We start from the raw sequence: 26,835 nt of genomic DNA on the forward strand, positions 1-26,835 counted from the left end.
TTTACTAAGATTATCCCTTTAGTGCCAATTCAAGTCCTTTTACGATGCAGTTTTCAGCCATCTGAACTTTGAATTTGTTTTGTGAAAGCGGTTTTGCAGAAACCATCTCCATTTCCGCTGCTTTTCTAAAATTTGCCTGACTAGGCGTTTTACCTTTCAAATAGGCTTCAGCCTTGAAAGCCCGCCAGGGTTTATGCGCAACCCCACCAAGCGAAATATGTGCAGCATTTATTCGCCCTTCTTTGATTTCAAGTCCTGTGGCAACTGAAACCAAAGCAAATGCATAAGAATTCCGATCCCTTACTTTTATATAGGAAGAGTGTGCTGCAAGTTCATTTTTTGGAATTTCAATAGAGGTAATTAATTCGCCTCGTTTTAAGCTATTGTCTTTTTCAGGTTGCGATCCTGGCAGCAGGTGGAAGTCATCAAATGCGATGTTTCTGAGATTACCGTCGGGTTGAAGTACCCTTACTGATGCCCGCAAAGCTGAAAGTGCTACGGCCATATCAGAAGGGTATACCGCTACACATTTATTCGACCAGCCAAAGATGGCATGCATTCGGTTGAAGCCTTCCATTGCAGCGCATCCGCTGCCTGGCTGCCGTTTATTGCAGGGCATGGCAATATCGTAAAAATAACTACAACGCGTTCTTTGTAACAGGTTTCCGCCGTTGGTTGCCATATTCCTGATCTGCGCTGATGCACCAGCCAAAATAGCTTTGCTTAACATAGGGAAATCTTTTCTCACCGTCGGATGGTTTGCTGTATCGGTATTTTTTGCAGTTGCGCCCAGGCTTATGCCGATGGAACTCTGGTTTATTGCGCCCAGGTCCAATCCACTGATGTCAATCAGCTCATTGGGATTGGAAACATGTTCCTTCATCAAATCCAGCAGATTGGTTCCACCGCCGAGCAAGGCAGCATTTTCATTCTTTAATAGCATCGAAATCACCTGATTGGGATTTTGTGCCATAGAAAATTTAAAAGGGTTCATATCAATAGAGTATTTTAGCCTGCATAAAGCCAGTTTTGTTCGACATTTTTTCCGCTCTGCGCTTCTTTAATGGCATCCACAATGTTCGGATAGGCACCACATCTACAGATATTTCCAGACATCCGTTCTGAAATTTCCTCATCACTTAAAAGCAGTCCTTGTTTTTGATTTCGAATATCGCCAGTTATAAAACTTGCCTGACCTTCTTTGGCTTCTTTCATTAAAGCCACAGCAGAACAAATCTGTCCTGGCGTGCAGAAGCCACATTGAAAACCGTCATGTTTTAAAAAGGCTGCCTGCATTGGGTTAAGTTCACTGCCTTTGGCAAGCCCCTCAATGGTGATCACTGATTTTCCCTCACAACTAGCAGCCAGCGTTAGGCAGGAAAGTACGCGGTTGCCGTTAACAATTACTGTACAGGCGCCACACTGACCGTGGTCACAGCCTTTTTTAGAACCAGTCAATCCAATCCTTTCGCGGAGCGTGTCCAGCAAAGTCATTCTCGAATCAACGAGTACCTTCCTTTCCGTAGAATTTACCTTAAAATTAACATGGATGCCATTTTCGATAGCTTCAGGAATCAGGTGAGGAATTTCCTCAATGGTTGCCGCCCGTGCAAAAAGCTGTTCTGCACCGATAAGGTGGCTGGCCAACATTCCAGAGGTTGCAAGGCCCATCAGTTTCAAAAAATGTCTTCTGTTAAAACCCGAAGTGAGGACCTCTTCAAGTTCTTCAGGCATTAAGTCGCCGAAAAGCTTTCGTTCTTCAGGGCTGAGCAATGTTTTGTTATTTTTCATGTTGATGAATGGAATGATAACCCTGCAGCAGGTTTTAAACCAACTACTTAAAGAATAAACAATCTCGAAAACACTTAGTTTTATTAAATCAAAAATGATACATGACGGAGAAATCGCCCTACAAGGAAAAAAATCCGCAAATTAAAAAACAATGTAGCCTTCAATAACACCTCAATGAAAATTAAAAGCCGAATTAGTCGAATTGTTCTTTAAGATCCATAAGCACATCCTCCAGCGATTTACCTATTAAGAAGCCATTCTTGCCTCAAATGCGCAGCATTGCACAAGGCAGTTAATTGGCTTTTTAACCAGTATCCAGATCGCCTTTGTTTGTAGCATAATGATACCAGACAGTCCAAATGGATTCCTGGCAGAGATTATGCTTATTAGTTTTAGCAATTATGAGCTTGAGCGCAAACGATTTTCAAAATCATCTGTTTGATAGCTAAATAATAAAAACTTGGAAAACTCACGCCCTAATGACTTGGCAGTTTTGGTGCATAACAAGCTCAGGCTAGCCAAAAGCAGTTCAACGCTTCCTGAAATTAAAATTCTTGAAGACCTATTCGATTGCCTGTTTTACTCGAGCATGTGCAAGGAGGAAAGTGAGCTGATAAGAGTAACTGTGACTTTTATAGACCCCGCTAACCCAGATCCTGCTCCTCCAAAGCATATTGTTCCAGAGAGATGGAGCTGCGTTCCTTTCGATCACCATGTTATGATGACCACTAAGTCGCTGGCGAAACTTTCAAAAGCGGCAGATCCCGCCAGCTCTTCTCTCGCGGTGTATTACGATGAGAAAGGGTGTATTTACATCTGGGGGATGATTGACCAGGCGATGCATTATCAGAACTTTTTGAATTATGAGTCTGATACTGGTTCTGAACAGCCTGGCCTTTTTCAGGTTTCGATTAGTGATATTGGTACGCTAAATGTACTCTTTGATTATGAGCTATTAGCCACCTTGAAGCACAATGTTCTGGTTAAGCGTTATCTGGATGTGCTTACCATTGGTCCGATATCTAAAATGTTGAGGAAGAATGCAGACTTTCTGAAGATTTCCATAAAAGAATATATTGAGCAGATTCATCCTGAAGAGAACTATACCGACTGGGAGAATTTTTTGGACGGTCTGTGGATCCAGACTTTTTCAAGGCTCTTGCTAAAGATACAGAACTATCAGCATGGGGGTGCAATACTTATTGCGGATGATAGCGCTGACCTTGATGTTAAATACCGAATTCACTATGAGCGCCTTACTCTTGCCATGGTTTCTCATGCCAAAGCCGCGATTGATAACTTTGTTGCGGAGAGTAAAATAGAAACGCAACTCAGTGCTGGCAAAAGATCGGTTAACAAGGCACTTTATTTAAAAGAGACAAGTTCTTTTTATGGTAAAAAGGGGACAGGCGATGAGATCAAAGGTGCGATCAGCTTTATTGCTTCACAAACCTGCGTAGATGGCGTGGTATTATTCAATCGCAGTATGGTTAGTAATGGCTTTGGCGCTGTGCTCCGTGCAAAGAAGATGCCCAGAAAAATCCATGTTTCTTCCACTGCTACTGCTACACCAAAGTCACTTGAACCACATGACCCAAGGCATTATGGCACTAGGCACCGTTCTATGATTGCTTATTGTTGGAACCATCCCTCTGCACTTGGACTGGTAATATCTCAGGATGGAGATATCAGAGCTTTCTCGAAAATCGAAGATAAGCTGATTATGTGGGAGAACATCAAAACCCAGCAATACATGACAGGAAGCCAAAAGAAGCGGAAAGCGTCAGGTTAAATTTTAGTTTAAGCGGAACGTCCACTTTATAAAAAGACAATTGAATTTATCTGACTATCAAAAATTTCATGATATTGTGTAGTTTGTGTTGTAAATATTTGATTATTAGTTCGCTAAAGCGATTTGTCTGGAAGTAAATCCCTCAAGCTATAATAACAAATTTCTTAATAGCGTTGGAATTTTCGTGAATTAACGCTGGATTTTTAATTGCATCAGCTAGCCAAATGTATAGATAAAGCATAGATCAGGTAGGGATAAAGCATAGATAGAGTACTGTAATAGTACTAAATTGAAATTCTATTTTTGTTGATACCCAATAGTCGAATACTTACGCTCCTTTTAACTTGCTAGCTCGCTATAGTCCATTAAAGGCATCCTGCTTTCCCATTGCATGCCCATCCCAGTCCTAAGGCATGATGATTGCATTTTAAGGCATGTTAAATTTTTATCCCGCTTAGAGATCTTTTAAAAAACGATTACTAACGGAGTATATAAAAGGAAATTAAGAGTTTTCAAATTAGATTCTTATTCCTTTGATATGCGCTGCGGTTAACATTTAGAAGAGCGGGTTAGGGCAATGTTATTAACTGAAGCACAAGTGTTGTCAGTCTGAGCATAGTAGAAGACCAGTTTGATGGTCGAAAACAAAAAATAATCTGTTCTTCGACTAGGCTCAGGATGACCATTCTTTTTTGTTTTTCCCTAAGTGTTGTCAGTCTGAGCGTAGTCGAAGACCAGTTTGATGGTCGAAAACAAAAAAATAACCTGTCCTTCGACTACGCTCAGGATGACCATTCTTTTTTGTTTTCCCTAAGTGTTGTCAGTCTGAGCGTAGCCGAAGACCAGTTTGATGGTCGAAAACAAAAATAATCTGTCCTTCGACTACGCTCAGGATGACCATTCTTTTTTGTTTTTCCTTAAGTTAATGGCATTGCAGGTTAGGGTACGCGAAGCATAATATGAATCAATAATATACTTTTGCTTTCTATATTCCTAAAAGGTACTAAGTTTGAACATTAATCTGAAAAGATTAATTTAGAGAATACTATGGCTTCTAGCTTTATTAAAGACTTAAATCAATTTAAATGATTAATGAACGTTTCGAATGTGAAATTTTAAGAGCTAGCAGGATCAGGCTATTTCAATTAATGGAAACCAGTAATTATGAGATATTATTTAAAATTCCTGCGGGTTTTAACAATAATATAATTTGGCAAATCGGCCATTGCATTACTTCTCAGCAAAGACATATGTATATGCGAAGTGGATTGCCCATGTATATATCCAATGAATTCATGGAATCCTTCAAAATTGGATCGTCGCCAGCTTCATGGAAAATTACTCCAGATGTTAATGAGGTAAAACATTTATTGATTGATACGGTTAACCGCCTAGAATTGGATCTGGAAGCTGGATTATTTGTTAATTATACGCCCTTTGAGTTACCCATTGGATTTCAAGTGAGAAATCATGTTCAGGCACTTCAAGCTGCTAATTATCACGAAGCAGAGCATAGCGGGGTGATTTTTACGTATTTGAAGCTGTTATTCAATAATTAAAGCACCTCAATTTTTTGAACCAGAAACCTCCTGGGGTTCTTTCATTAATTTCTTGTGCTCATCGCCCCAGCTTTCCAATGCTTTGATTACAGGTTTTAATGCGTATCCAATTGGTGTTAATTCATATTCTACACGAGAAGGAACTTCTGCGTAAACCGTTCTACTGATTATTTTATTTTCTTCTAGCTTCCGCAATTGTAAGGTTAACATTCGTTCGGTAATGTTTGGTAAGTTTTTTTTTAGCGCTCCAAACCTCAGCTTCCCATTCAATAACCAGGAACAGATTACCAAAGTCCACTGACCTCCAATAATATTTGAAGCGTAGGCTTCCAGACATTCATCGGCAAGAGCTAATTTGTTGGCGAAGTTGGTCGACGTTTCTTTAATCTCACTCATTACTTACATTTTATATAGTACCTAACAATTGGCAGTTAATATACAAAAGCTTGGGTTAGGTAATAACTTTGTGTTAAATATTTTAAAAACTTAAGATGAAAACATTGATAATTGTCACCCACCCAAATATAAACGAATCTGTAATTAATAAAAGATGGATAGAGGAATTAAGTAAATTTCCTGAAAGTTATACGATTCATCAGTTACATGAAGCTTATCCAGATGAAAAAATAGATGTTTTAGCGGAACAGCTTTTAGTGGAACAGCACGATAAAATTATTTTTCAATTTCCCTACTACTGGTTTAATTGTCCTTCGTTTTTAAAGAAATGGCTCGATGAAGTTTTAGTCCATGGCTGGGCTTACGGTAGTAAAAGTGGTTATCGTATGGCGGGAAAAAAAATAGCGCTAGCCATATCCTTGGGCGTTGAAGCGTATGAGTTAAGTACATCAGGAATTTACAAGTATCCGCTAAACGAACTTACCAGGCCATTTGAATTAAGTTTTGAATATATTAAGGCAGATTACCAACCACTCTTCGCTTTTTATGGAATGGAACATAATGCTTCAGATATTCATATCGAAGAGGGTGTAAAATCATACCTGGATTTTTTAGCTGATTTTTAGTAAGTGCCCTTCGACTTCGCTCAGGGTGACAGTTTATGATAAGCTGGGTTGCCCTTCAACTTCGCTCAGGGTGACAGTTTATGATAAGCTGGGATGCCCTTCAACTTCGCTCAGGGTGACAGTTTATGATAAACTGGGTGCCCTTTGACTTCGCTCCCGGTGATAGATTATGATAAGCTGGGTTGCCGTTCGACTTCGCTCAGGGTGATAGATTATGATAAGCTGGGTTGCCCTTCGACTTTGCTCAGGGTGACAGTTTATGATAAGCTGGGTTGTTCTTCGACTTCACTCAGGATTAAAATGTGGTTATTTTTTTAGCAAATCTTTTTTGATACGGCTAATTGTTTCGGGTGCGATACCTAGATAGGAAGCAATCAAATGTTGGGGAATGCGCTTGGATACTTCGGGATTGCTACTGATAAATTCCAGGTATTTTTCTTTCGCCGTGTGGCTGATCGAACTGGTCAGCCTTCGTTCTTTTGTGAGGATGCTGTTTTGAAAAAGTATTCTGAAATAGCGATCCATAATGGGTACATTCAGGGTCAGTTTTTCGTAGTCTGCACGCGAAAGTAGCAGTAGCTGTGCATCTTCGATGGCATCGATGTTATAAATGGCTGGTTCTCCAGTTAGAAAACTGTTAAAGTCTGAAAGCCACCAGCCTTCCCATCCAAATACACTCACATGCTCATTTCCCTTATCATCGGTATTATAAGTTCTCAGCAAACCTTCTGCAATGAAAGCCAGGTATTTACAGCTGTCTCCAGCTTGCAGCAGGTATTGTCTTTTACGAAGACTTTTTGGTGTAAAAAAATCTTTTACGGCTGCACGTTCTGCATCGCTTAACGTCACCTTTTTTTCTATATGCTCAAAAAGTACCTCTACCATTTTCGCTGGCAAAGATAAGCTTTTCACCCAAAGGAAACCCACCAGAGAATTGTTTACTTGATCCAGGTCAAGATTATTTCATGATGCAGATCAAGAAAAAAACATGGCCTTAACGTTAATATTGTATAAAAAAAACATGAGAAATAAAGTTGCATTGGTAGTAGGTTCGAGTGGTATAACTGGCTCCAACTTAGCCAAAGAATTAATTAATGCGGGCTGGGAAACTTTTGGTCTTGCCCGTAAACCGAATACAGATATTGAAGGTTTGAAACCCATTTCAGCAGATTTGCTGGAGATGGAAAGCCTGAGAGCTGGGTTAAAAGACATTAAACCTACACACATATTTATTACCACCTGGATGCGCCAGGATACGGAATCTGAAAATATAAGGGTTAATGCTCTCATGGTTAGAAATCTTTTGGATGTGCTTTCGGCCAAAGGTTCAGTAGAACATGTGGCTTTGGTGACGGGACTAAAACATTACCTCGGCCCATTCGAGGCTTATGCGAAGGAAGGATTTTTACCTGAAACGCCTGTACGGGAATCGCATCCAAGATTGGATATTGAAAACTTCTATTACGCACAGGAAGACGAGGTTTATGCGGCTGCAACCCGTGATCGGTTTAGCTGGAGCATCCACCGTCCGCACACCGTTATTGGAAAGGCTATCGGGAATGCGATGAACATGGGCACCACCCTGGCTGCTTATGCCTCGATTTGCAAAGAAACTGGGCGAAAATTTATTTGGCCTGGATCGGAAGCGCAATGGAACGGGATTTCGGATCTTACAGATGCCAGAGTGTTGGCTAAACATCTGATCTGGGCTGCTACCACAGATGCTGCAAAGAACCAGGCATTTAATGTCGTAAATGGTGAAGTTTTCCGCTGGAGCAGACTCTGGTTCCGTTTAGCTGATTACTTTGGTATTGAGGCTGTGGGTTTTGAAATGCATATTAAACCATTGGAAAAGGAGATGGCTGGTGATGCAGCGATCTGGGCAGAAATTGCTAAAAAATACCAGCTTAAGGAAACCGAACTTAGCCGTTTGTCTTCGGCATGGCATACCGATCTGGATTTAGGCAGACCAATTGAAGTGATGACCGACATGGGCAAGAGTAGGAAAATGGGTTTTCAGGTTTATCAGGATACGGAAGAAACGTTTTTCGAATTGTTTGATGAACTGCGTGCATCTCATCTGATTCCATAGTTCAGGGCAGAACTTGCTCTGCCCATATGACTTTATTTATCTTTCGGCCTCCGATTAAGATAATATAATTCATTTAAACCACCCGCAACCCCTCCTTAAAATAAGGAGGGTGTTTCTCTCCGAAATGTAAATCCAAACCCGCAAAAGATTCCTTGATGACTTTGAATTATGATTTCAATCAACATTCAAAAATTCCTGCCCAGGTTTGAACAGGAATTTGAATATTAAAACCCTTTTCGATGGCTTATTTAAAGGTCAAGTGTCTTGTTAATTTTCTTTTGTTTAGAAAATTGTAAAACTGAACCTACAATGAACAAAACCAGCAGCACTAATAAGGTTTGGCCAATAATTGAATCAGTTGGGCCTTTTGCCAAGGGGTGCCCAAGTGGCACACGGGTAAAGGTTTCGTTAATGGTAGGCACCCAAGATAGAAAAAAACTGAAGGAGAGCAGGAAATTTTCTACGTATCGATTTCTGTTATTGCCTGGCTTTCGACTAAACAGGAAATAAGCTGCCATAATTAAAGTCAGGATAAATATGGAGAACACATGGCCTGCATTAAAGCCACCGTGTTTTGAAATGCCCAGGGCGGTTAACGAGGTGATGATGGTACTGTAAGCATATATTTTGCCAGATGTTACTGCTAAATTGATTTTTGCATATTTAATATAAGATATGATTGCGGCAACAATAGCCGCAACACCTATAATGGTATGAAAAATTCCTAATGATGATAATCCCATAATTTTATCTTTAATTAGGCTAAAAGATGTGCTTCTGAGCTTATTGGAATGCTTAATACTTTAGAGATTAAGCAATTTTTTTCTGCAATTTTGGTAATCGATTCAAAGTCATCAGCACTTAAACCTTCTACCTGACCAGTAATGTTAAGGTGTACGGTTGTGATGGACAAACCTTCCATTTGCACAATTGCCTCTGTGTGTAATGATTGTGGAGTTAAACCTTTTTCGGTTAAGGCTGCACTAACCGCCATGGTAAAACAGCCCGCATGGGCAGCCGCTAATAATTCTTCAGGATTGGTACCTGTTTCTTCGCCTGTAAAACGGGTTTTGAAACTATAGTTAGTGTGGTTTAAAATTCCACTTTGTGTAGTAATGTCGCCTTTACCTTCTTTTAGGTTACCAAACCATTGTGCTTGTGCTGTACGTTTCATATTTTCTAGTTTTTATATTTTTTGTCGTTATTGACAATGCAAATATGGAGTAGAAAACAGAAAGGCCTTTTGCTATTTGGTTCAATTATTTGGCAATTTGGTTCAACCTGTAATTGCTGGGCGTAATGCTAAATTTATCGTGAAAACTCCTGGTAAAATTGGCCAGTTCGTTAAAGCCACATTCAAAAGCAATCTCTGTAATGCGCATATTGGAAACCATTAAGAGTTCCGCTGCTTTTTCCAGTCGCTTGCTTTTAATGTAGTTGGCAGGTGTATCGTTGTAATGTTTGGCAAATTCTCTTTTGAAGGATGATAAACTGAGGTTGCAGTAATCTGCCAGTTCATTAAGGGTAATGGGAGCGAATAGATTGGCCTCTATAATTTGTTTGAAGGAATAAATGGTAGGGGAGAACAACTGCGCCAAAATCATTTGTACAGCATCGGCATTTTTAGTTTGAGAAAGTAAAATGATAATCTCCTTTAATTTCAACACCAAAATATCTTCATTAACCAACAAGGGGTTTTCGAAATAAAACAGTAAGCCTTCTATATACTTCTGGATTAAAAACTCGTTGTTAATTTTTTCGCTGGTTTTGTTCGAAACATTATTTTTTGGCTGTTGCAAAAGCCTCGGCAATTCCCTGTCGTATATTTTTTTTAAAATATCGGGATGGAAATGTACAATAATCAACTTGTTTTGGCTTGCAGAACTCAAACTGGTCATATGGTTGCCAACGGTTCTGCAATTAAGCAGCACCGATTCTTTGTTGCCAACGTTTAACTGTTTCTCATCAACTTTGTATTCCATTTCATTTTCGAGCATATAATGAAAACAGGCATTATCTGCTGAAGGCATTTTGTAAACGAAAGGCGGCTTTAATACCAAAACTTCTAATAGTGTTTTGCCAAATAAGTCGTAATGTTGGTGTTCGCTGATCATCTGTTGTTGGGCCTCATCAAATATAGTAATATTAGTTTTGATGTTTTTGGCGGGGAAACTTCAACACCTTAATCTTTAATCGCAACCCTGAACATCCAGTCATGCTGAGCGTAGTCGAAGTATCTGCAAACGATTTTTTGGTAGGTATTGAAACTGATTATTTATTTTTGTGGGTAAGTATGGATAACAAATTTTCAGAAAGCAACCAGGTTAAAGTGGTTTCATCATTTAACGAACTGATTAGCATGAGGTTTCAGGGGGAAAACAACGCTGTTTGCTGGTTCAGGGATTTAAAAGGAGATTTCAGCGAAATCGTTTCCAAGCTGCAGGCAAAAGATGATATAACGGATATTTCTATTCAAGATCTTTTAATTTTGCCGCTGTCGGAAGAAGGAGTGATTGCAAGGGATATAATAATTAACGATCTGAATTTACTCCAGGACCTCGGTGCCTTACCTGTGCTGAACTTGATTAAAAGTTATGCACGCGATGAAGAACTTGGCTTTATTTCTACAGATGTTTACTCCTATCATGTTGATCGTTCTGCGGAGGATACCGATACCTTTTTATGTACCTATCATGGTGCGGCAAGCGATATTATTGCTAATCATCAGGCTGAAAAAAAGGTTTTGATCCCCGAGATTCGTCAAAAGCTCGAAGCACTATACGATGGGCCAGATGAAGGATTCGAAAGCTTCCTAAGCGAATATTTTTTTGATCTACATTACCAGCCTAAACTAGGTGCCACCTCAATTAATTTAGACACAGGCCATTTGTGGAAATTAGCTGTTGATCATCCTGGCCAGAGCGCTTTGCCCTGTATTCACCGTGCGCCACTAGAAAACCAAGGGGAATACCGACTGCTTTTAATATGCTAGGTGACAGGTGATGATCCATTATTCTAGTTAGTGAGAACCTCATTATCAATTAAAAACAGTAACTGATATCGATGCGGGTAATCTTGAATTTTATGTAATGTAACTGTTGATTACTCTGCTACGGAAATCGGCTGAAAAATATATAATTTAAATACTTCAACAATCTCAAAATCAATAGAGGGGAGTGATAAAAGAGCAAATCGGGCCAGACATACCCGATAAGATTTTGAATGGTTGATGTTTTTATCGTTGAATTAACGGTTAAAAGCAATTCAAAATTTTTTTTTATCTTTTTTAGAAATAACTGCAGGCTTTCGCTCTATTCCACAGTCGTATTTAAGGTTAAATTTTGTGTATTGCAGAATTATATTCTGACTAACGTGGGTTAATGGATTTTATTGCAGAATAAAATTTGATTAAGTAACCATAATTTCTTTTATTTGTCTACTAAATCTATAGATTTAATATAATTAATCATGAACAAAAACTTACTCCTGAATTTACAACATTTTAATTTTTCAAATTCTCTTTTCATTGGCGGCCACAAATGCATTGCTCTAATGATGTGCATGTGTTATAGCATGGACTTTAACTAAACTTCTCCAGGCAGATTATAATCTGCTAAATCAAATTTCATTTTCTTTTTCCATGTAGGCCATTTGTGGTTAATGGGAAAACTATATCTAAACTTTTTAAAAATACAAAAATGAAAAATCTTTACAGAAAGGGCTTTTACCTGTTTTTTTGCGTTTTCTGGTCTGCATTGGCCAACGCACAGGTAACGCCTACAATCCAGTCCAGGTTAAACGGAACAGTACTCGATGCCGCAAACAGTCAGCCCATACCAGGTGCGGTTGTTAAAATCAAAGGTACCACCCATAGCGTATCAACAGATACAGATGGTCGCTTTAGTTTTATTACAGGGCAGAAATTTCCATACACACTCATCGTAAGTTTTATTGGGTTTGAGCAAAAGGAACAACGCGTAGATGGTAGCCCAGTTACGGTACGCTTGCAGGAGAGTCAAAACCAATTGAATGATGTTGTGGTAACAGGCTACAGTACGCAGGAAAGAAAATACATAGCAGGTTCGATTAGCAGTGTAAGCGGTTCAGTTGTTCAGAATCAACCATCAGGTGGTTTTAATCAACTGCTTCAGGGAAAAACGACTGGTGTTCAGGTAACTTCAAATTCTGGAGTTCCAGGCGGTGGAATTACTTTCCGCGTTAGGGGAAATAATTCCATTAACGCATCAGTAGATCCACTTTACATCATCGATGGGGTTTTTGTAAGTAACGCCGACCCGATATCTGCTGGTCTTGGTAATCAGCAGGCATCAAATCCGATAGCCGACCTAAATCCTTCTGATATTGAAGATATTCAGATATTAAAGGATGCCAATGCAACAGCCATTTACGGCTCTTTAGGAGCAAATGGTGTGATCATTGTAACCACTAAGCGTGGAAAGCGTAATACAAAAGCAAACATAAACTTGAATACTTTTCAAGGCTGGTCTACAGCAATTAATAAATTTGAAGTAGCCTCTGGACCAGAAGTCGCTTTGCTTACTAATGAATCACGCATTAACACAGCAATCGATAATGGCTTAAATCCAACAACGGTTGTATTACCCTTTCCAAACCCTGCCAGTCAGCCAACTTATGATAGAATAGATGGATTATTCCGTACAGCCAGAACTTCAAGTTATGAAGTTTCTACACAAGGCGGTACCGATAGAAGTACTTACTACATTGGTTTGGGTTACTTAGGCCAGGAATCTATCGTAAAACCTTCTGATTATAAGCGTTATTCTGCAAGGCTAAATTATGATACGTACTTAACCGACAAACTAAAAGTAGGAACCAGTATTAATTTTACCAGGTCGCAACGAAACCTAAGTGGCAGTGATAATAATCCAACGGGAGTAATTAACTCAGCGCTTTTTCCAAGGTCGTACTTACCAATATATAATGCAGATGGCACTTATGCCCGTTACGGAAGTTTTGATAATCACCTGGCACTAATTGAAAATCTCGACAGTAAAGCTGTAGGTTGGAGAACCATTGGCAATATTTTCGGAGAATATACTTTTCTTCCAGGCCTTAAATTGCGTAGTAGCTGGAGTATTGATAATAGTAGTGAATATGATAACAGCTACTCGAACACATTAATCAGTGCAGGTATTGCTTCAAATGGTTCAGCATCATCCATAGAAAATAAAAATCTGGTACTTACCAACGAACAAGTTTTGAGCTTTGTAAAATTTTTTGGTGCTAACAAAAAACATAACCTAAATGCGCTGATTGGTAATACCCTTAATACGGTATTGAATGAAAGCACCAGTGCCAGCGGAACTGGTTTTGCAGCGAACAGTTTACGTTCAGTATCTGTAGCGGCGACACGATCAGGCTCAGCTTCAAGGGCAGAATCTAAGCTGGTGTCCTTTTTCAGTAAAGTGAGTTATACTTTTGATGGAAAATATACGATTGATGGAAGTATTCGTGCGGATGCATCGTCAAAATTTGGAACCAATAATCGATGGGGTTATTTTCCTTCTGGAGGTGTAGCATGGCGGTTAAGTCAGGAAGAATTTATCAAAAAGCTTAACTTTTTTGATGAACTGAAAATTAGAGCCAGTTTAGGATTATCTGGTAACCAAAATGGTATTGGCGCATATGCAGCCCAGGGTTTATGGTCGTCGGGAGCTAACTACCTCGAACAGCCTGGCATCGCTCCAACGCAATTAGCTAATCCAGATTTAACATGGGAAACCACCCGACAATTTAATATTGGGGCCGAAATCGGTATTTTTAAAAACAGGTTAAGCATTATTGCAGATTACTATAATAAATATACCTACGATTTATTACTGAACGTTCCAGTACCATATCGCTCTGGTTTCGCTTCCTATTTGCAAAATTTTGGTGCAGTTAGAAATAAAGGTTTTGAACTGGGAATCAACTCAACAAATATAGAAACAGATGCTTTCCAGTGGACAACCAATTTCAACATCTCCTTTAACAATAATAAAATAGAAAAACTCGCATCAGATATTAGTCTAGGTGCTTCAGGAAGGAATATTTCTATTTTAAGACAAGGTTATTCTACCAACTCTTTTCAGTTGTACAAACAGCTTAAGGTAGATGAGCAAACGGGAAATGCAGTATATGAAGATGTGAACGGGGATGGTTTGATTACCTCTGCAGATCGCCAGATTGTTGGCAATGCGCTTCCAAATTACACCGGTGGATTGACCAATAATTTCACCTTTAAAGGATTTGATTTAAGCTTCTTCTTTTACTTTCAACAAGGAAACAAAATTATGAACATGAACGATTTCTTTATGGTTCATGGTGGTACACAAGCCAATATTGGATTTCTTCCGCGTCAGCTGGAAAGATGGCAAAAACCAGGTGATGTAACGGATATTCCAAGATTAACTACTTACAGTGCAAATCCAACTCAAAATGGTGGTGCCGCAAATAATTATGGTGGAAATGTTGCCAGTTTATCATCACGCTATCTGGAAGATGGCTCGTTTATCAGACTTAAAACTTTAACCCTCGGTTATACCTTGCCTAAGGATGTATTAAGCAAAATTGGCGTAAGTAAATTTAGAATTTACGCACAAGGAACAAACCTGTTAACTTTTACAAATTATGGCGGATTGGATCCAGAAGTGAGCTCGCAATCCAATAATCAAAATACAGTGGGTTACGATTGGGCAACCGTACCTCAACCGAGAACTTTCCAGATTGGCGCCAGCGTTACCTTTTAATCCTAATGTTTAAGAAAATGAAATCATCATATATTAAAAATGCAATTTTTCTTGCCGTAGTGTTGCTGTCGGCATCCTGCAAAAAATACCTGGAAGAAGCACCCAATAATGCGCTTCCTACTGAAAACTCTATAACTGATGCCAGTACAGCCAGAGCTGCTATTATTGGTACTTACGATCGTCTGCAAGGTTATTATGCTTCAAGTTATCCTACATTAGGCACCATTACCACAGATAATGTAATCTTTAACGGAACCTTAAGCGAATATCTTCAGCTTGATCAGAATGCCATTCCGACAGATAATGTAATTACCGTATCTGCGTATCAAAGCATTTATCGTACAATCAATTCTGCAAATAGTGTTATAGCTTATGTACCAAACGTTAACGATCCACTTTTAACTGTTGCGGAAAAGAATAAAATTTTAGGAGAGGCTTATTTTATCAGAGCACTTTCTTATTTCGACTTAGCAAGAGGTTGGGGAGGGGTACAGTTGCAACTTAAATCCACCACAGATTTAAGCGTATTGAAAGGTATTAAACGCAGCACACTCGAACAAACTTACGATCAGGTTCTTGCAGATTTAATACAGGCAGAACAGTTGTTACCTGAAGATGCAACAACCAGAAATAGGGCTCAGAAAAGTGCTGCCCGTGCACTTAGAGCAAGGCTGCATCTTTACAGAAAGCAATGGGCAGATGCAGAGACATACGCAACTCAGGTAATTAACAATACAAAGTATTCTTTGGTTAAACCTTATAAATCTTTTTTTACTGCACCTTTCCAAACTGCGGAATCGGTATTGGAACTTGCTTATTCGGTGAATGACAGAAACAGTTACTGGAATCTTTGGTATCCAAGTTCTTCTGGCGGACAATTTACATTAAAACCATCAGATGGATTGATAGCCAAGTTAAATAATCCAGCCATTGGAGGTACAAGAAATACGCTTATTGCGGGTAGCGGAAGTACTGTTTACGGTGTGCTTTATAATACTACGGCAACCAGCACAGATCCATCATACCTGATTAGGATTGCAGAACTTTATTTAATAAGGGCAGAAGCAAGGGCGCAACAAAATAAACTTTCGGATGCCGCATTAGATTTAAATGCAGTTAGAGCCCGTGCTGATGTTTCGGCCACAACCGCAAGTACCCAAGTGGCATTGATACAGGCAATTGAAGATGAAAATGCTATTGAATTTGCTTTTGAAGCACACCGCTGGTTTGATTTAGTGAGGACGGAAAGAGCGGGAGCAGTGTTGGGCATAGCAAATAAAAATTTCTGGCTCTTCCCGATTCCTTATTCAGATGTGCAGTCTGACCCAGATGTTACCCAAAACCCAGGCTATTAAACTAAATCTTAACAAAATGAAAATTTTCTCAACAACATTAAAGATTGCCGTTGCATTAAGTGTTGGCTTTCTTCAGCAATCTGCCGCTCAAAACAGCTATTTCTTTCCAAAAGCCACTCAGCTAGATACGAAAATACCAACGCCAGAAGCTTTTTTAGGTTATCCCATTGGGAGTTACTTAACCCGTCACGATCAGGTTGTGGCCTATTTTCGACAACTTGAAAAGGTATCGGATAGGGTACACGTAGAAAGCATTGGTAAGACTTACGAGCAGCGGGAGCAAGTTATTGTTACCATCACCTCGGCGACAAATCATCAAAAGCTCGAACAAATTAGGCAGGAGCACCTTTCACAAATTGACCCAGCAAAACCAGTGCTTGGAAACAGTGCGCCAATAATTATTAATTTAGGATACGGTGTACATGGAAATGAAACATCAAGTACAGAAACCAGTTTGTTAACTGGATATTTTCTTGCGGCCAGTAATGACGCCGAAACACAGAAGTGGTTATCAGAATCTGTGATTTTTATAGATCCATCATTAAATCCAGATGGCCGTGACCGGGCGGCTAATTGGTTAAACGCCTATCATTCTTTTCCGCCAGTTGGCGATCCTGCCGACAAGGAGCATCAGGAAGGCTGGCCAGGTGGACGGACTAACCACTACTTTACCGATTTAAACCGTGATTGGCTAAATCTAGTACAGGTTGAAAGTCGTAACCGACTAACTTTTTTTCATAAATGGTATCCAAATGTGCAGATTGATTTCCACGAGCAAGGTACCAATGCAACTTACTATTTTGAGCCAACCCCAAAAAGTCACGAAAGCCCAATTATTCCACAATTTCTTTACGATTATCAGGTTACTTTGGCGAAATATCATGCAAAAGCACTTGATGACATCGGTTCATTTTATTTCACAAAAGAGAATTATGATAACCTATCTCCAATATACGGATCAACTTATCCTAAGTTTTTTGGTTCAGTTGCCGCAACATTTGAACAGGCCCGTTCTTTAGGTATTGTTCAGGAATCTACAAATGGCCCCTTAACGTTTGCCTTCACGATTCGCAATCATCTGGCAACCAGTTTTTCAACAATTAAAGGCGCTGTAGCCGAAAAGGCAGGTTTATTTAAAGTTCAGAAAGATTTTTTTAAATATGCGCTTGAACAAGGTCAAAAAAATCCAGCTAAAGGATTTGTATTTGGCGATAAGAATGATCAAAACCTGACTCAAAAATTTCTTGGGCTCTTGCTGCAGCACCATGTAGAAGTTTACGAACTTGCTGATAACCTTAGTCAGGATGGTAAAACTTTTGAGAAAAATAACTCATACATTGTTCCATCAGCACAGGCTAACTTTTTAATCGTTCACTCTATTTTCGAGGAAAACGCATTAAAGGATAGTATTTTTTATGACAATACGGGCTGGAGCATCATTCACGCTTATGGCTTAAAGTATGCTAAGCTAAATGGCGCATTTTCGAAGGGTGCTATAGTTAAAAATCTTCCTATAGCAAGCAAGTCATTAAATATCGAAAAAGGCGCCTATGCTTACCTGATTAATTCCAGTGATTATAATTATACCAAAGCACTTTACCAGTTACAATTAAAAAACATCCTGGTAAAAACAGCATTTAAATCTTTTGTTGCCAATACCTCAAGTGGTAAAAAAACCTATTTACCAGGCGCACTGGTTATTCCTGTTGTTGGCCAAACTGTTTCTGCCGATTCACTTTTGGCTTCCTTAAATAATGTTGCCAAATCGGCCAATATCGAAATTACCCCCGTTTCAAGTGGATTTAGTGCTGAAGGTATAGATCTTGGGAGTAGTAATGTTAAAGCGGTACGTAAACCTGAAGTGGCACTCGCCTTCGGCCAGGGCGTTACTTCTTCTGAAGCAGGTCAGGTATGGTTTTTATTAAATCAACAACTGGATCTTCCGGTAACCAAATTGGATTTACAAAGCTTTGCCAGAACTTCACTTAACCGTTATAATGTTCTTGTGCTTCCTGGAGGAAATTATAGTGCCTGGGATAAAGCGACTGTAGATAAAATTAAAAGCTGGGTAAATGATGGAGGAACTTTAATTACTTTTCAGACCGCCACACAATGGGCCGTTCAGCAGGAAATTGTAAAAGAGAAACTTTCTCAAACAGAAACTTCATCTAGAAGAGGCGATTTACCGCCAGTTAATTTCTCGGCAGAGAAGCCTGGCGATGATAGCAAAAAAGATCAGCCTAAAGCAACTGGAAATAACGCAGGGGTTAAATTGCCAAAACCAACTTCTGAAAGATTGGATTATACCCGACAAGAAGATGTAGAAGGTTCGAAAAGAATTAATGGTGCCATATTTGTTTCCGATTTAGATATTTCTCATCCAATTGCATTCGGGGTTAATTCACGCAAATTATTCATAAATAAAAACGGATCTACGCTATTGCTTCCCAGTGCAAATAAGTATGCAACAGTAGCGCAGTATACAGCAAAACCGTTGATTAATGGGTATTCTTCAAAAATAAATACGGCAAAGGTTGCTAATTCTGCAGCAATAATTGCAACAGGAATTGGAAATGGAGAAGTTATTCTTTTTGCTGATGATCCGACTTATCGCGGCTATTGGCTAGGAACGGCCAGATTATTTCTGAACGCTGTTTTTTTTGGAAACCTGATTGGCGGAAGATAACTGCTATGATTTTAGGGCAGCTTTCTCTGCCCTAAAATCATAGCAAAGTAGGACTGCATTCTTTTACTGGATTTTTTATCCAAATCAATTAATACTTAACAGCTTAAAAAAAATAAGATGAGCTCAATATCTATTTCTTACGAACAACCCGATTGGTTTAAGCCTTTGTTTGCTGAACTTGAAAAACGTGGCATCCCATTCCAAACCACAAATCCGACAAAACATTTTTTCGCTATAGAAGATGGTAAGCCTGAATTTGATTTGTTTTTTAACCGCATGAGCCCTTCAGCATACCTTAGAGATGGTGTACAGGGAACTTTTTACACATTAAATTATCTAAAATTTTTAGAAGAACATGGGGTAAGGGTAATTAACGGTTATAAAGCATTTACCTATGAAACTTCAAAAGCCTTACAGCTGTTGCTTTTGCAGAAACTCGGTATTCGTTATCCGAAATCAAGGGTTATAAACCATACCTCACAAATAGAAAAAGCAATAGCTGGTCTTCGTTTTCCAATCGTAATTAAAGCAAATATTGGTGGTAGTGGGGCTGGTATAGAAAAATTCGATTCTCTCGAAGATGTACAAGTGGCTATCGACGAAAAGGGCATAGATTTTGGAATTGACCATACGGCTTTGGTGCAGGAATTTATTCCAGCAAGAGGAGGATATATTACCAGAGTAGAAACCCTGGGAGGTAAATATTTATACGGAATCAGGGTTTATACCGATGGCGAAAGTTTTAATCTTTGTCCTGCAGATATTTGCCAAACTACAACAGGACATGATCTGATTCGAAATGCCTGTGCTATCGATGCACCTAAAAACGGACTTAAGGTAGAAGCTTTTACGCCATCAAAAGAAATTATTGAAAATATAGAAAGAATTGTGCAAGAAAGTGGTATCGATGTAGGCGGAATTGAATACATCATCGATGATCGTGATGGCGAAGTTCTTTATTATGATGTTAACGCACTTTCGAATTTTGTGGCCGACGCCGTAAATGTAATCGGGTTTAATCCGCACGAAAGATTGGTTGATTTTTTAGAAACGCAGCTGGAAATTGTTAAAAGTACACAAACAACTTACTCACAAATATGAGATACGGATATTGGTTACCCGTTTTCGGAGGATGGCTACGGAACGTGGAAAATGAAAATATGGAAGCTTCCTGGGATTATGTAAAAAGGCTGGCCGTTAGAAGCGAAGAAATAGGTTTCGATCTGGCATTAATCGCAGAGTTGAATTTAAATGATATTAAGGGAGAAGGTGCGCCATCACTCGATGCATGGTCAACTGCTGCGGCGTTGGCTGCGGTAACCAGCAAACAAGAACTTATGGTTGCCGTTAGGCCTACTTTTCACAATCCCGCCCTTTTAGCCAAACAGGCTGCTAATATTGATCATATTAGTGGCGGTCGACTTTCACTGAATCTGGTATCTTCCTGGTGGAAAGACGAAGCCGAAAAATTTGGAGTAAACTTTGAGCAACACGACGATCGATATGCCCGTTCTGCCGAATGGCTGGAAGTATTGGACAATGTTTGGAAGAAAGACAATTTTAGCTTCGATGGTAAATTTTACAAAGTGAAAGATAACATTTTGCAGCCAAAACCCCTCTCTTCTCCTCGGCCGCCCATTTATGCTGGAGGCGAATCTGAAGCGGCCAAAGATCTGATCTCTTCGACCTGTGATGGCTATGTAATGCATGGCGATTCACCAGAATTAATTGCCAGGCGTATTGCAGATTTATCAGACCGAAGAGACAAAAAAGGCTTACCACCAATGCAGTTCGGCGTTGCAGCGTATAGCATTATTCGCAACACCGAACAAGAAGTAAAAAAGGAAGTGGATAGAATTACCAATGTACAAGAAGGCAGTTCGGGCTATAAAAATTATCAGCAATGGATAGCAGGTACCCAACTGGAGCAACAAGTATCACTAACGGATTACTCTGTATCTAACCGCGGTTTAAGAAGTGGACTGACTGGAACGCCAGCACAAGTGCAAGATAGGATTGGTGAATTCGAGAAGATCGGTGTAAACTTTTTTCTTCTTCAATGTAGTCCACAGCTTGAAGAGATGGAACGTTTTGCAGATACAATAATCCAAAATGAAACTGTATCATCAATCTAGTAGCATTAAATTGGAATAAGATTCATTATTTTAATTATCCTATACGTGTAATTAAAAAAACGGTATGCAGTATAAGTTATTGAAGCAATCCCCTAGAAAGGATTGCTTTTTTATAGTCCAATATCTTTAAAAGCCTTGTCTGATTACTAACTTCAAAATAAAAGATATTTACTAATAAATAATAGCTTTATTTTAGCTAGTTCTGTTTAATTTTAGGAACTGATTGTCGACCTGTTAAAATGAGGCGCTCAATTTTAATAATTGCACTTAATGATACTTTTTTGAATTTATGAGGATTTTTTACAACATATCTATTGTTTTTCTTTTAACGTTTGGATGCTTGACACTGTTCGGGCAAAAAAAAAAATTAACAAAAGAGAATTTTAATAGTAAGTCTATTTCACAAACCTGGATATCAGATCAGGGAAATGGCACTTACCGAAATCCTGTAATAGATGCAGATTATTCTGATCCAGATGTTATCCGTGTTAACGATGATTACTACATGGTTTCCTCAAGCTTTGATGCTGTTCCGGGATTACCCATATTACACTCCAAAGATTTAATAAACTGGACTATAATTAACCACGCTTTATTGCGTCAACCGCCTTATGAGCATTTTTCGAAAACACAACATGGAAATGGTGTTTGGGCGCCCTCAATTCGATACCATAATGGTGAGTTTTATATTTATTACCCGGATCCTGATTTCGGAATTTATTTAACCAAGGCAAAGGATCCCGCTGGAGAGTGGTCGGTACCAATTTTGATTGAAGCAGGGAAAGGGTTAATCGATCCGTGCCCTCTTTGGGATGAAAATGGTAAAGTTTATCTAGCCTATGCTTATGCAGGAAGCCGTTCGGGAATTAAAAGTGTTATTGCGGTTAAGGAACTTAATAACCAGGGAACAAAAACCACCAACACAGGAAAAATAGTTTACGATGGACATGAGTTAGACCCAACAATAGAAGGTCCGAAACTTTACAAACGAAACGGTTTCTATTATATTTTCGCACCTGCTGGAGGCGTTTCTACTGGGTGGCAGTTGATCTTAAGATCAAAAAATATCAATGGCCCCTATGAACGAAAGGTTGCAATGGACCAGGGCAATACATCAATTAACGGGCCTCATCAAGGTGCCTGGGTAGTTACCCAAACTGGCGAGGACTGGTTTTTTCACTTTCAGGATAAAGGTGTTTATGGGCGGGTAGTGCATCTACAGCCTATGAAATGGATAAACGATTGGCCTGTTATTGGCGAAGACAAAGATGGCGACGGTAAAGGGCAACCAACATTGTCTTTTAAAAAACCTAATGTCGGAAAGATCTGGCCAATTTCTACACCTGCAGAAAGTGATGAATTTAATGATCCATCCCCTGGCCGTCAATGGCAGTGGCAGGCAAACCCAAAAGCAACCTGGTCTTTTATGAATGTTGAAAAAGGCGCATTGAGATTATACACCGATCAAATTCCAGATAGCGCTAAAAACTATTACGAAGTTCCAAATATTTTGTTGCAGAAGTTTCCAACGGAAGAATTTGTGGTAACCACCAAACTCCGCTTTTCGCCAAATCCAAAACTCGAAAATGAACGTGTTGGTTTAATGGTAATGGGTTTAGATTATGCAAACATAAGTTTGATAAGCACTAAAAATGGTACTGATATTATTTATGGCGTTGCAAAGGGAGCCAATAAGGGAAAAGTAGAAATTGAAAAGAAGATAGGAAGACTAATTTCAAAAGATGTTTATTTTAGGGTAACGGTTAAAAAAAATGGTAGGTGCCAATTTAGCTATAGTGAAGATGGTAATCAGTTTACCAATGCCGGAGAATTATTTCAAGCTGAACCAGGCCATTGGATTGGTGCTAAAGTGGGGCTTTTTGCAAGCAGGAAAGATAAAACCAATGATTCAGGTTATGCAGATTTTGATTGGTTTCGACTTACATCAATAAAATAATTCAAAATTCTTAGCCAGATAAAACATTATGAAACCGATAAAATTTATAATACTTTTTTTATTAATTGCCTTCCAAACAAAAGCTCAGGTAAAACAAATTACCGTTGCACAAGATGGGAGCGGAGATTTTAAAACGATACAGGAAGCGGTAATTTCTGTCCGAGATCACTCACAACTAAAAGTAACGATTCTGGTTAAAGAGGGTATTTATAATGAAAAATTAGTTATACCTGCCTGGAAAAAGAACATTTCCATAATTGGCGAAAATAAAGATCGAACCATCATTAGTCATAATGATTATTCGGGTAAAGAATTTCCGACAAAAGATTTTACAGGAAACAATAAATATAATACCTATACTTCGTACACGGTTTTAATTCAAGGAAATGATTGCAGTCTTGAAAATTTAACCATCGAAAATACAGCGGGCAGAATTGGGCAGGCTGTTGCACTGAGTATCGAGGCCGATAGATTTAAAGCTAAAAACTGCGTAATAAAAGGAAATCAAGACACATTATATACATCGAAGGATGGAAGGAATTATTTTGAATCGTGTTATATAGAAGGTACAACCGATTTTATTTTTGGCGAAGCAACAGTTGTTTTTCAAAGTTGCACAATAAAAAGTTTATCCAATTCTTTTATAACTGCAGCTTCAACTACCTCTGCACAAAAATATGGCTATGTTTTTTTCGATTGTAATTTAATTGCTGCGGAGCACGTAGACAAGGTTTATCTAGGTCGTCCATGGCGACCTTACGCCAAAACAGTATTTATCCGCACGGTACTTGGAAAACATATTATTCCTTCGGGTTGGGATGCCTGGGCTGGCGATCCTATGTTCGCAAATAAAGATAAAACAGCATATTATGCAGAATATCAGAATACTGGACCAGGCGCTGATGTCTCTAAGCGTGTCAAATGGTCTAAACTGCTAAAAAACAGCGAATTTCGTCAATATACACTCAAAAATATTTTTAGTGGTTGGAATCCTTTAATTTAAAAAGTATCACTCAAATTAGCTGCTAGCCTTAATTTTTTGATTATTTCAATTTTATCCTAAACAAGTTTTTAGTAAATAAAATCTTTGAAACTATGTAGAATGGATTTGTATTTCTTAAGAAATTTTTAGTTGTGATGATGTTGGTAGAGAATAGCAGCAATGAGGCTTGCACCCAGTATTACAATAAAAATAATTAATAATTTATTGGAATGGTTCTCCTCTGAGTTTTTCATATTGTTTTCGACAGCCGGTTTAAAAAAACAAATCCAAATGCCAGGTTACGTTTTTCGACTCCGATCGTAGAAAAAGGATTAATTTAAGTGATTTTATTTATTACCCAAAAATGATTTTTAGGTTATCTAAATAAAATACGTGATTTCGGGTATTGTTATTGGCATTACTTTCCTATAGTTTTAATAACAGTAAACTTAATTTACATTCTGCATTTATGGCCTACTATGGAAACATTTTAACAGTATTATCCTCTACTGATGATATACTTGAGCAGATTAAAGTGGTTTTGCAAAACAATGATGTAAAAAATCAACTGCTAGGTCAAACATTTTTTATAGAAACTTCCTCTAAAGAAAATACAAGGGCTATCCTCAACGGCCTTGATGCAAAGGGTATTCATTATTTATGGTTCCACAATCACATCTCTGATGGTTCGAGGGTATATACTGGTCAAGTTAATGCAACGGAATTCGAAAATGTTCGACGTATTTTGTTAGAATCACATACGTAATTATTTGGTTATGAGAAATATGGTGTCGGCTTTGCTCATGTTAATTCCGTTATTTAGTATCGCTCAAAAGAATTTTAATAATTATTTTCAGTTTTATCCCATTGGGGATGACCCGAATATTGGTTATCGAACAAGTATCATACCATCAGAAAAACTAATTTTCGAAGCAAACCCAAATGTTCGCTACAGCTTTTACAACAACATTCAAAAGGGACTTTTGAATGAAAAAACACAGAATCATGTGTCGGCCTGGTATGTGGCTTTTCGTCCGCAGATTCGAATGTATGATCGTGCTTCGCTACCTGTTGTGATGCCGTCCTATCGAGTGTTTTTAGGTACCCAACATATGTTCAGATTAAAAAATGATAATTTCTTATCATTTTCTTTAGAAAGCGGACATTATTCGAACGGACAATCGGGGAGTGCATTTTCAGAAACGCTTGTTGATGGAACAAAAGAAAGCGAAGCGTTATACAATGATATAACTCCTGAAACCAATCTATCAGCGATCTTAAATCGTAAGAGTGGAAACTTTTCAACCAATTTAACCGAACTATTATTCAATTATCGTAATAACCATTATTCCGATAATATTCCTGTTCGGGTACATTCTATAACTGGAGGACTCGTTTTTTATCACAATCGATTTCTGGGCATCGGTAAATTTGGAGGCTATAGTGCTAACGATATTGAGTTATACGGACGTTATAGGTGGCAGTTGGGTTATGAGTTTACAAAACAACTTACAAACTTTCGCTATTCTGTTGCAGAAAAGATGGAACTTATTGGAGGAGCGCACCCCTCAGTTGAGCCTTTTAGAAGCGAAACTATTGCAAGTGTCTATCCTTTTAAAAGTATGCAGGCGCTCGGCTTTTTTGTGAATTACACATTTGGCCATGATAACTATAATTATCGCTATGTAGATTCAGGCAGTAATTTGTTTTTTGGTGTTACCTGGTCTGGTTTTCCGCCTTTTGCCATGAAGGGCGATTTATAATAGTTTTTTCTGTTAAGTGGAAACCTAGCTATTCGATTCAATCAATAATTTCATAGCTTTTAAACGCCATAACAGTGGTTGGTTTACCCTTGAATCTGGTTCAGTTCGAAGTGGAATAAAATGACTTTCCAAAAAATGCTGATAATCATTTACAATCGTTGCAGGGTTAAGCATAATTGGTTCTTTCGGCTTTTCGGCAGTTTTAAAATATTGTTCAAGTTCAGAAATAGACATAAACCAAAGGTAAGGAAATGGAGCCTGTTATGAGAGCTGAATAAATAATTAATTTTCCTGAAAACACTTTATGCTAGCTTTGAAGAAGTTAAAATTGTGGAAACTAAATGACTTCTTAGCAAATGCTAATTAAGCATAAATCGTATGCATTTCTTATACTATATACAGAACATTTATTTAATAAACTCAAGCGTTTAAATCTCCGAGGATTTATTTTCTAATAAGTAGCCAAAAAATCTCTTGGCCCCAATCCTGCTACTACCCTTTATGGCCATTTAAAACCTTCGCGGATAATTCCCCATTTGCCATCAGGATTTAGACAGGGTAAACACAGGCTTTATACAGGGTTACGCACCCTGTTGTAACCGAGTCCTGACCGAGTTTACACCCTGTTATCACCCTGTTAACCCTAGCCAAAAAAATCTCTGGTCAACTAAGAAACTTTGCCCGAATACAGCTGTCCCTCTCATCAACTTTAAAACCCTTAACTGATTAACTTCGAAATCCCCTTTAATCGATGTTATTTACCCGATTACTGCTGCTGAGCAAATCCTTTTAACATCTGTAGAAATTATAATTTTAACATCTGGCATTCATATATATACTACCTACTATATATAATTCGAGTAAATGTCTTGTCCGGAATTAGGTTTACAATTTTGAGCACATAAAACTCAATAAAAGATGAAAATTGTAA

General features: G+C 38.5%; 22 protein-coding genes. 14 read left to right on the forward strand and 8 right to left on the reverse strand.

Annotated elements, in window-relative coordinates; all coding sequences use genetic code 11:
* Nucleotides 1–10: 10 nt before the first annotated feature.
* The gene (locus ABD692_RS18490; protein ID WP_344769350.1) at nucleotides 11–994 is read right to left on the reverse strand and encodes an FAD binding domain-containing protein; all 984 of its coding nucleotides are present in this window, start codon (nucleotides 992–994) and stop codon (nucleotides 11–13) included.
* A 14-nt stretch (nucleotides 995–1,008) separates the two neighbouring features.
* Nucleotides 1,009–1,791: a (2Fe-2S)-binding protein gene (locus tag ABD692_RS18495; RefSeq protein ID WP_344769352.1), complete on the reverse strand. Its 783-nt coding sequence runs from the start codon at nucleotides 1,789–1,791 to the stop codon at nucleotides 1,009–1,011.
* A gap of 460 nt (nucleotides 1,792–2,251) precedes the next feature.
* Here ABD692_RS18495 and ABD692_RS18500 point away from each other — a divergent pair, with 460 nt between their 5' ends.
* Together ABD692_RS18500 and ABD692_RS18505 are read left to right on the forward strand one after the other, a co-directional pair.
* Nucleotides 2,252–3,583, forward strand: coding sequence for a putative sensor domain DACNV-containing protein (locus ABD692_RS18500; RefSeq protein ID WP_344769354.1), 1,332 nt, complete (start codon nucleotides 2,252–2,254; stop codon nucleotides 3,581–3,583).
* Nucleotides 3,584–4,668: 1,085 nt separating this feature from the next.
* Nucleotides 4,669–5,142 carry a DinB family protein gene (locus tag ABD692_RS18505; protein WP_344769356.1) on the forward strand — a complete coding sequence of 158 codons (474 nt, stop codon included), beginning with the start codon at nucleotides 4,669–4,671 and terminating at the stop codon, nucleotides 5,140–5,142.
* Nucleotides 5,143–5,148: 6 nt separating this feature from the next.
* On the opposite strand, the gene ABD692_RS18510 is transcribed toward ABD692_RS18505, so the two are convergent.
* Nucleotides 5,149–5,538: a winged helix-turn-helix transcriptional regulator gene (locus ABD692_RS18510; protein WP_344769358.1), complete on the reverse strand. Its 390-nt coding sequence runs from the start codon at nucleotides 5,536–5,538 to the stop codon at nucleotides 5,149–5,151.
* 95 nt (nucleotides 5,539–5,633) lie between these two features.
* Here ABD692_RS18510 and ABD692_RS18515 point away from each other — a divergent pair, with 95 nt between their 5' ends.
* On the forward strand, nucleotides 5,634–6,164 hold the full coding sequence (locus tag ABD692_RS18515; protein ID WP_344769360.1) for an NAD(P)H-dependent oxidoreductase: 531 nt from the start codon (nucleotides 5,634–5,636) through the stop codon (nucleotides 6,162–6,164).
* A 306-nt stretch (nucleotides 6,165–6,470) separates the two neighbouring features.
* Here the strand turns inward: ABD692_RS18515 and ABD692_RS18520 are convergent, their stop codons facing one another.
* Entirely contained in the window at nucleotides 6,471–7,049 is a 579-nt protein-coding gene (locus ABD692_RS18520; RefSeq protein WP_344769362.1) for a Crp/Fnr family transcriptional regulator, read from the reverse strand.
* 136 nt (nucleotides 7,050–7,185) lie between these two features.
* Between ABD692_RS18520 and ABD692_RS18525 the strand changes: the two genes are divergently transcribed.
* The gene (locus ABD692_RS18525) at nucleotides 7,186–8,256 is read left to right on the forward strand and encodes an SDR family oxidoreductase (protein WP_344769364.1); all 1,071 of its coding nucleotides are present in this window, start codon (nucleotides 7,186–7,188) and stop codon (nucleotides 8,254–8,256) included.
* Nucleotides 8,257–8,504: 248 nt separating this feature from the next.
* On the opposite strand, the gene ABD692_RS18530 is transcribed toward ABD692_RS18525, so the two are convergent.
* The 3 genes from ABD692_RS18530 to ABD692_RS18540 form a co-directional block, all read right to left on the reverse strand.
* Entirely contained in the window at nucleotides 8,505–8,999 is a 495-nt protein-coding gene (locus ABD692_RS18530) for a hypothetical protein (RefSeq protein WP_344769366.1), read from the reverse strand.
* Between the two features lie 14 nt (nucleotides 9,000–9,013).
* On the reverse strand, nucleotides 9,014–9,430 hold the full coding sequence (locus ABD692_RS18535) for an OsmC family peroxiredoxin (protein WP_344769368.1): 417 nt from the start codon (nucleotides 9,428–9,430) through the stop codon (nucleotides 9,014–9,016).
* 85 nt (nucleotides 9,431–9,515) lie between these two features.
* Nucleotides 9,516–10,370: a helix-turn-helix transcriptional regulator gene (locus ABD692_RS18540; RefSeq protein ID WP_344769370.1), complete on the reverse strand. Its 855-nt coding sequence runs from the start codon at nucleotides 10,368–10,370 to the stop codon at nucleotides 9,516–9,518.
* 101 nt (nucleotides 10,371–10,471) lie between these two features.
* Here ABD692_RS18540 and ABD692_RS18545 point away from each other — a divergent pair, with 101 nt between their 5' ends.
* The 10 genes from ABD692_RS18545 (at nucleotide 10,472) to ABD692_RS18590 (ending at nucleotide 25,904) form a co-directional block, all read left to right on the forward strand.
* Nucleotides 10,472–11,248, forward strand: coding sequence for a DUF1826 domain-containing protein (locus ABD692_RS18545; protein ID WP_344769372.1), 777 nt, complete (start codon nucleotides 10,472–10,474; stop codon nucleotides 11,246–11,248).
* Nucleotides 11,249–11,954: 706 nt separating this feature from the next.
* Nucleotides 11,955–15,026, forward strand: a complete 3,072-nt coding sequence (locus ABD692_RS18550; RefSeq protein ID WP_344769374.1) for a SusC/RagA family TonB-linked outer membrane protein — start codon at nucleotides 11,955–11,957, stop codon at nucleotides 15,024–15,026.
* 17 nt (nucleotides 15,027–15,043) lie between these two features.
* On the forward strand, nucleotides 15,044–16,381 hold the full coding sequence (locus tag ABD692_RS18555; protein WP_344769376.1) for a RagB/SusD family nutrient uptake outer membrane protein: 1,338 nt from the start codon (nucleotides 15,044–15,046) through the stop codon (nucleotides 16,379–16,381).
* A gap of 16 nt (nucleotides 16,382–16,397) precedes the next feature.
* Complete coding sequence (locus ABD692_RS18560) at nucleotides 16,398–19,067, forward strand: M14 family zinc carboxypeptidase (protein ID WP_344769378.1); 2,670 nt, start codon at nucleotides 16,398–16,400, stop codon at nucleotides 19,065–19,067.
* 117 nt (nucleotides 19,068–19,184) lie between these two features.
* Nucleotides 19,185–20,168 carry an ATP-grasp domain-containing protein gene (locus tag ABD692_RS18565; protein ID WP_316761702.1) on the forward strand — a complete coding sequence of 328 codons (984 nt, stop codon included), beginning with the start codon at nucleotides 19,185–19,187 and terminating at the stop codon, nucleotides 20,166–20,168.
* Entirely contained in the window at nucleotides 20,165–21,202 is a 1,038-nt protein-coding gene (locus ABD692_RS18570) for an LLM class flavin-dependent oxidoreductase (RefSeq protein ID WP_344769381.1), read from the forward strand. The genes ABD692_RS18565 and ABD692_RS18570 overlap by 4 nt, the downstream gene beginning before the upstream one ends.
* A 340-nt stretch (nucleotides 21,203–21,542) precedes the next feature.
* Nucleotides 21,543–23,159, forward strand: coding sequence for a glycoside hydrolase family 43 protein (locus ABD692_RS18575; protein WP_344769383.1), 1,617 nt, complete (start codon nucleotides 21,543–21,545; stop codon nucleotides 23,157–23,159).
* A gap of 28 nt (nucleotides 23,160–23,187) precedes the next feature.
* Nucleotides 23,188–24,162, forward strand: coding sequence for a pectinesterase family protein (locus tag ABD692_RS18580; RefSeq protein ID WP_344769385.1), 975 nt, complete (start codon nucleotides 23,188–23,190; stop codon nucleotides 24,160–24,162).
* A 448-nt stretch (nucleotides 24,163–24,610) separates the two neighbouring features.
* A complete protein-coding gene (locus ABD692_RS18585) occupies nucleotides 24,611–24,907 on the forward strand; it encodes a hypothetical protein (RefSeq protein WP_344769387.1) in 297 nt (98 codons plus the stop codon).
* Nucleotides 24,908–24,917: 10 nt separating this feature from the next.
* The gene (locus tag ABD692_RS18590) at nucleotides 24,918–25,904 is read left to right on the forward strand and encodes a hypothetical protein (protein WP_344769389.1); all 987 of its coding nucleotides are present in this window, start codon (nucleotides 24,918–24,920) and stop codon (nucleotides 25,902–25,904) included.
* Nucleotides 25,905–25,928: 24 nt separating this feature from the next.
* Here the strand turns inward: ABD692_RS18590 and ABD692_RS18595 are convergent, their stop codons facing one another.
* Entirely contained in the window at nucleotides 25,929–26,138 is a 210-nt protein-coding gene (locus ABD692_RS18595) for a DUF6965 family protein (RefSeq protein ID WP_316761721.1), read from the reverse strand.
* Nucleotides 26,139–26,835 lie beyond the last annotated feature (697 nt).

Source organism: Pedobacter ginsengiterrae (assembly GCF_039537385.1).
Classification (GTDB): Bacteria; Bacteroidota; Bacteroidia; order Sphingobacteriales; family Sphingobacteriaceae; genus Pedobacter; species Pedobacter ginsengiterrae.

Coding starts and splice junctions, on each gene's coding strand:
- ABD692_RS18490 (WP_344769350.1), bottom strand. CDS start 994: ATGAACCCTTTTAAATTTTCTATGGCACAAAATCCCAATCAGGTGATT.
- ABD692_RS18495 (WP_344769352.1), bottom strand. CDS start 1,791: ATGAAAAATAACAAAACATTGCTCAGCCCTGAAGAACGAAAGCTTTTC.
- ABD692_RS18505 (WP_344769356.1), top strand. CDS start 4,669: ATGATTAATGAACGTTTCGAATGTGAAATTTTAAGAGCTAGCAGGATC.
- ABD692_RS18510 (WP_344769358.1), bottom strand. CDS start 5,538: ATGAGTGAGATTAAAGAAACGTCGACCAACTTCGCCAACAAATTAGCT.
- ABD692_RS18515 (WP_344769360.1), top strand. CDS start 5,634: ATGAAAACATTGATAATTGTCACCCACCCAAATATAAACGAATCTGTA.
- ABD692_RS18520 (WP_344769362.1), bottom strand. CDS start 7,049: ATGGTAGAGGTACTTTTTGAGCATATAGAAAAAAAGGTGACGTTAAGC.
- ABD692_RS18525 (WP_344769364.1), top strand. CDS start 7,186: ATGAGAAATAAAGTTGCATTGGTAGTAGGTTCGAGTGGTATAACTGGC.
- ABD692_RS18530 (WP_344769366.1), bottom strand. CDS start 8,999: ATGGGATTATCATCATTAGGAATTTTTCATACCATTATAGGTGTTGCG.
- ABD692_RS18535 (WP_344769368.1), bottom strand. CDS start 9,430: ATGAAACGTACAGCACAAGCACAATGGTTTGGTAACCTAAAAGAAGGT.
- ABD692_RS18540 (WP_344769370.1), bottom strand. CDS start 10,370: ATGATCAGCGAACACCAACATTACGACTTATTTGGCAAAACACTATTA.
- ABD692_RS18545 (WP_344769372.1), top strand. CDS start 10,472: ATGCTGAGCGTAGTCGAAGTATCTGCAAACGATTTTTTGGTAGGTATT.
- ABD692_RS18550 (WP_344769374.1), top strand. CDS start 11,955: ATGAAAAATCTTTACAGAAAGGGCTTTTACCTGTTTTTTTGCGTTTTC.
- ABD692_RS18555 (WP_344769376.1), top strand. CDS start 15,044: ATGAAATCATCATATATTAAAAATGCAATTTTTCTTGCCGTAGTGTTG.
- ABD692_RS18560 (WP_344769378.1), top strand. CDS start 16,398: ATGAAAATTTTCTCAACAACATTAAAGATTGCCGTTGCATTAAGTGTT.
- ABD692_RS18565 (WP_316761702.1), top strand. CDS start 19,185: ATGAGCTCAATATCTATTTCTTACGAACAACCCGATTGGTTTAAGCCT.
- ABD692_RS18570 (WP_344769381.1), top strand. CDS start 20,165: ATGAGATACGGATATTGGTTACCCGTTTTCGGAGGATGGCTACGGAAC.
- ABD692_RS18580 (WP_344769385.1), top strand. CDS start 23,188: ATGAAACCGATAAAATTTATAATACTTTTTTTATTAATTGCCTTCCAA.
- ABD692_RS18585 (WP_344769387.1), top strand. CDS start 24,611: ATGGCCTACTATGGAAACATTTTAACAGTATTATCCTCTACTGATGAT.
- ABD692_RS18590 (WP_344769389.1), top strand. CDS start 24,918: ATGAGAAATATGGTGTCGGCTTTGCTCATGTTAATTCCGTTATTTAGT.
- ABD692_RS18595 (WP_316761721.1), bottom strand. CDS start 26,138: ATGTCTATTTCTGAACTTGAACAATATTTTAAAACTGCCGAAAAGCCG.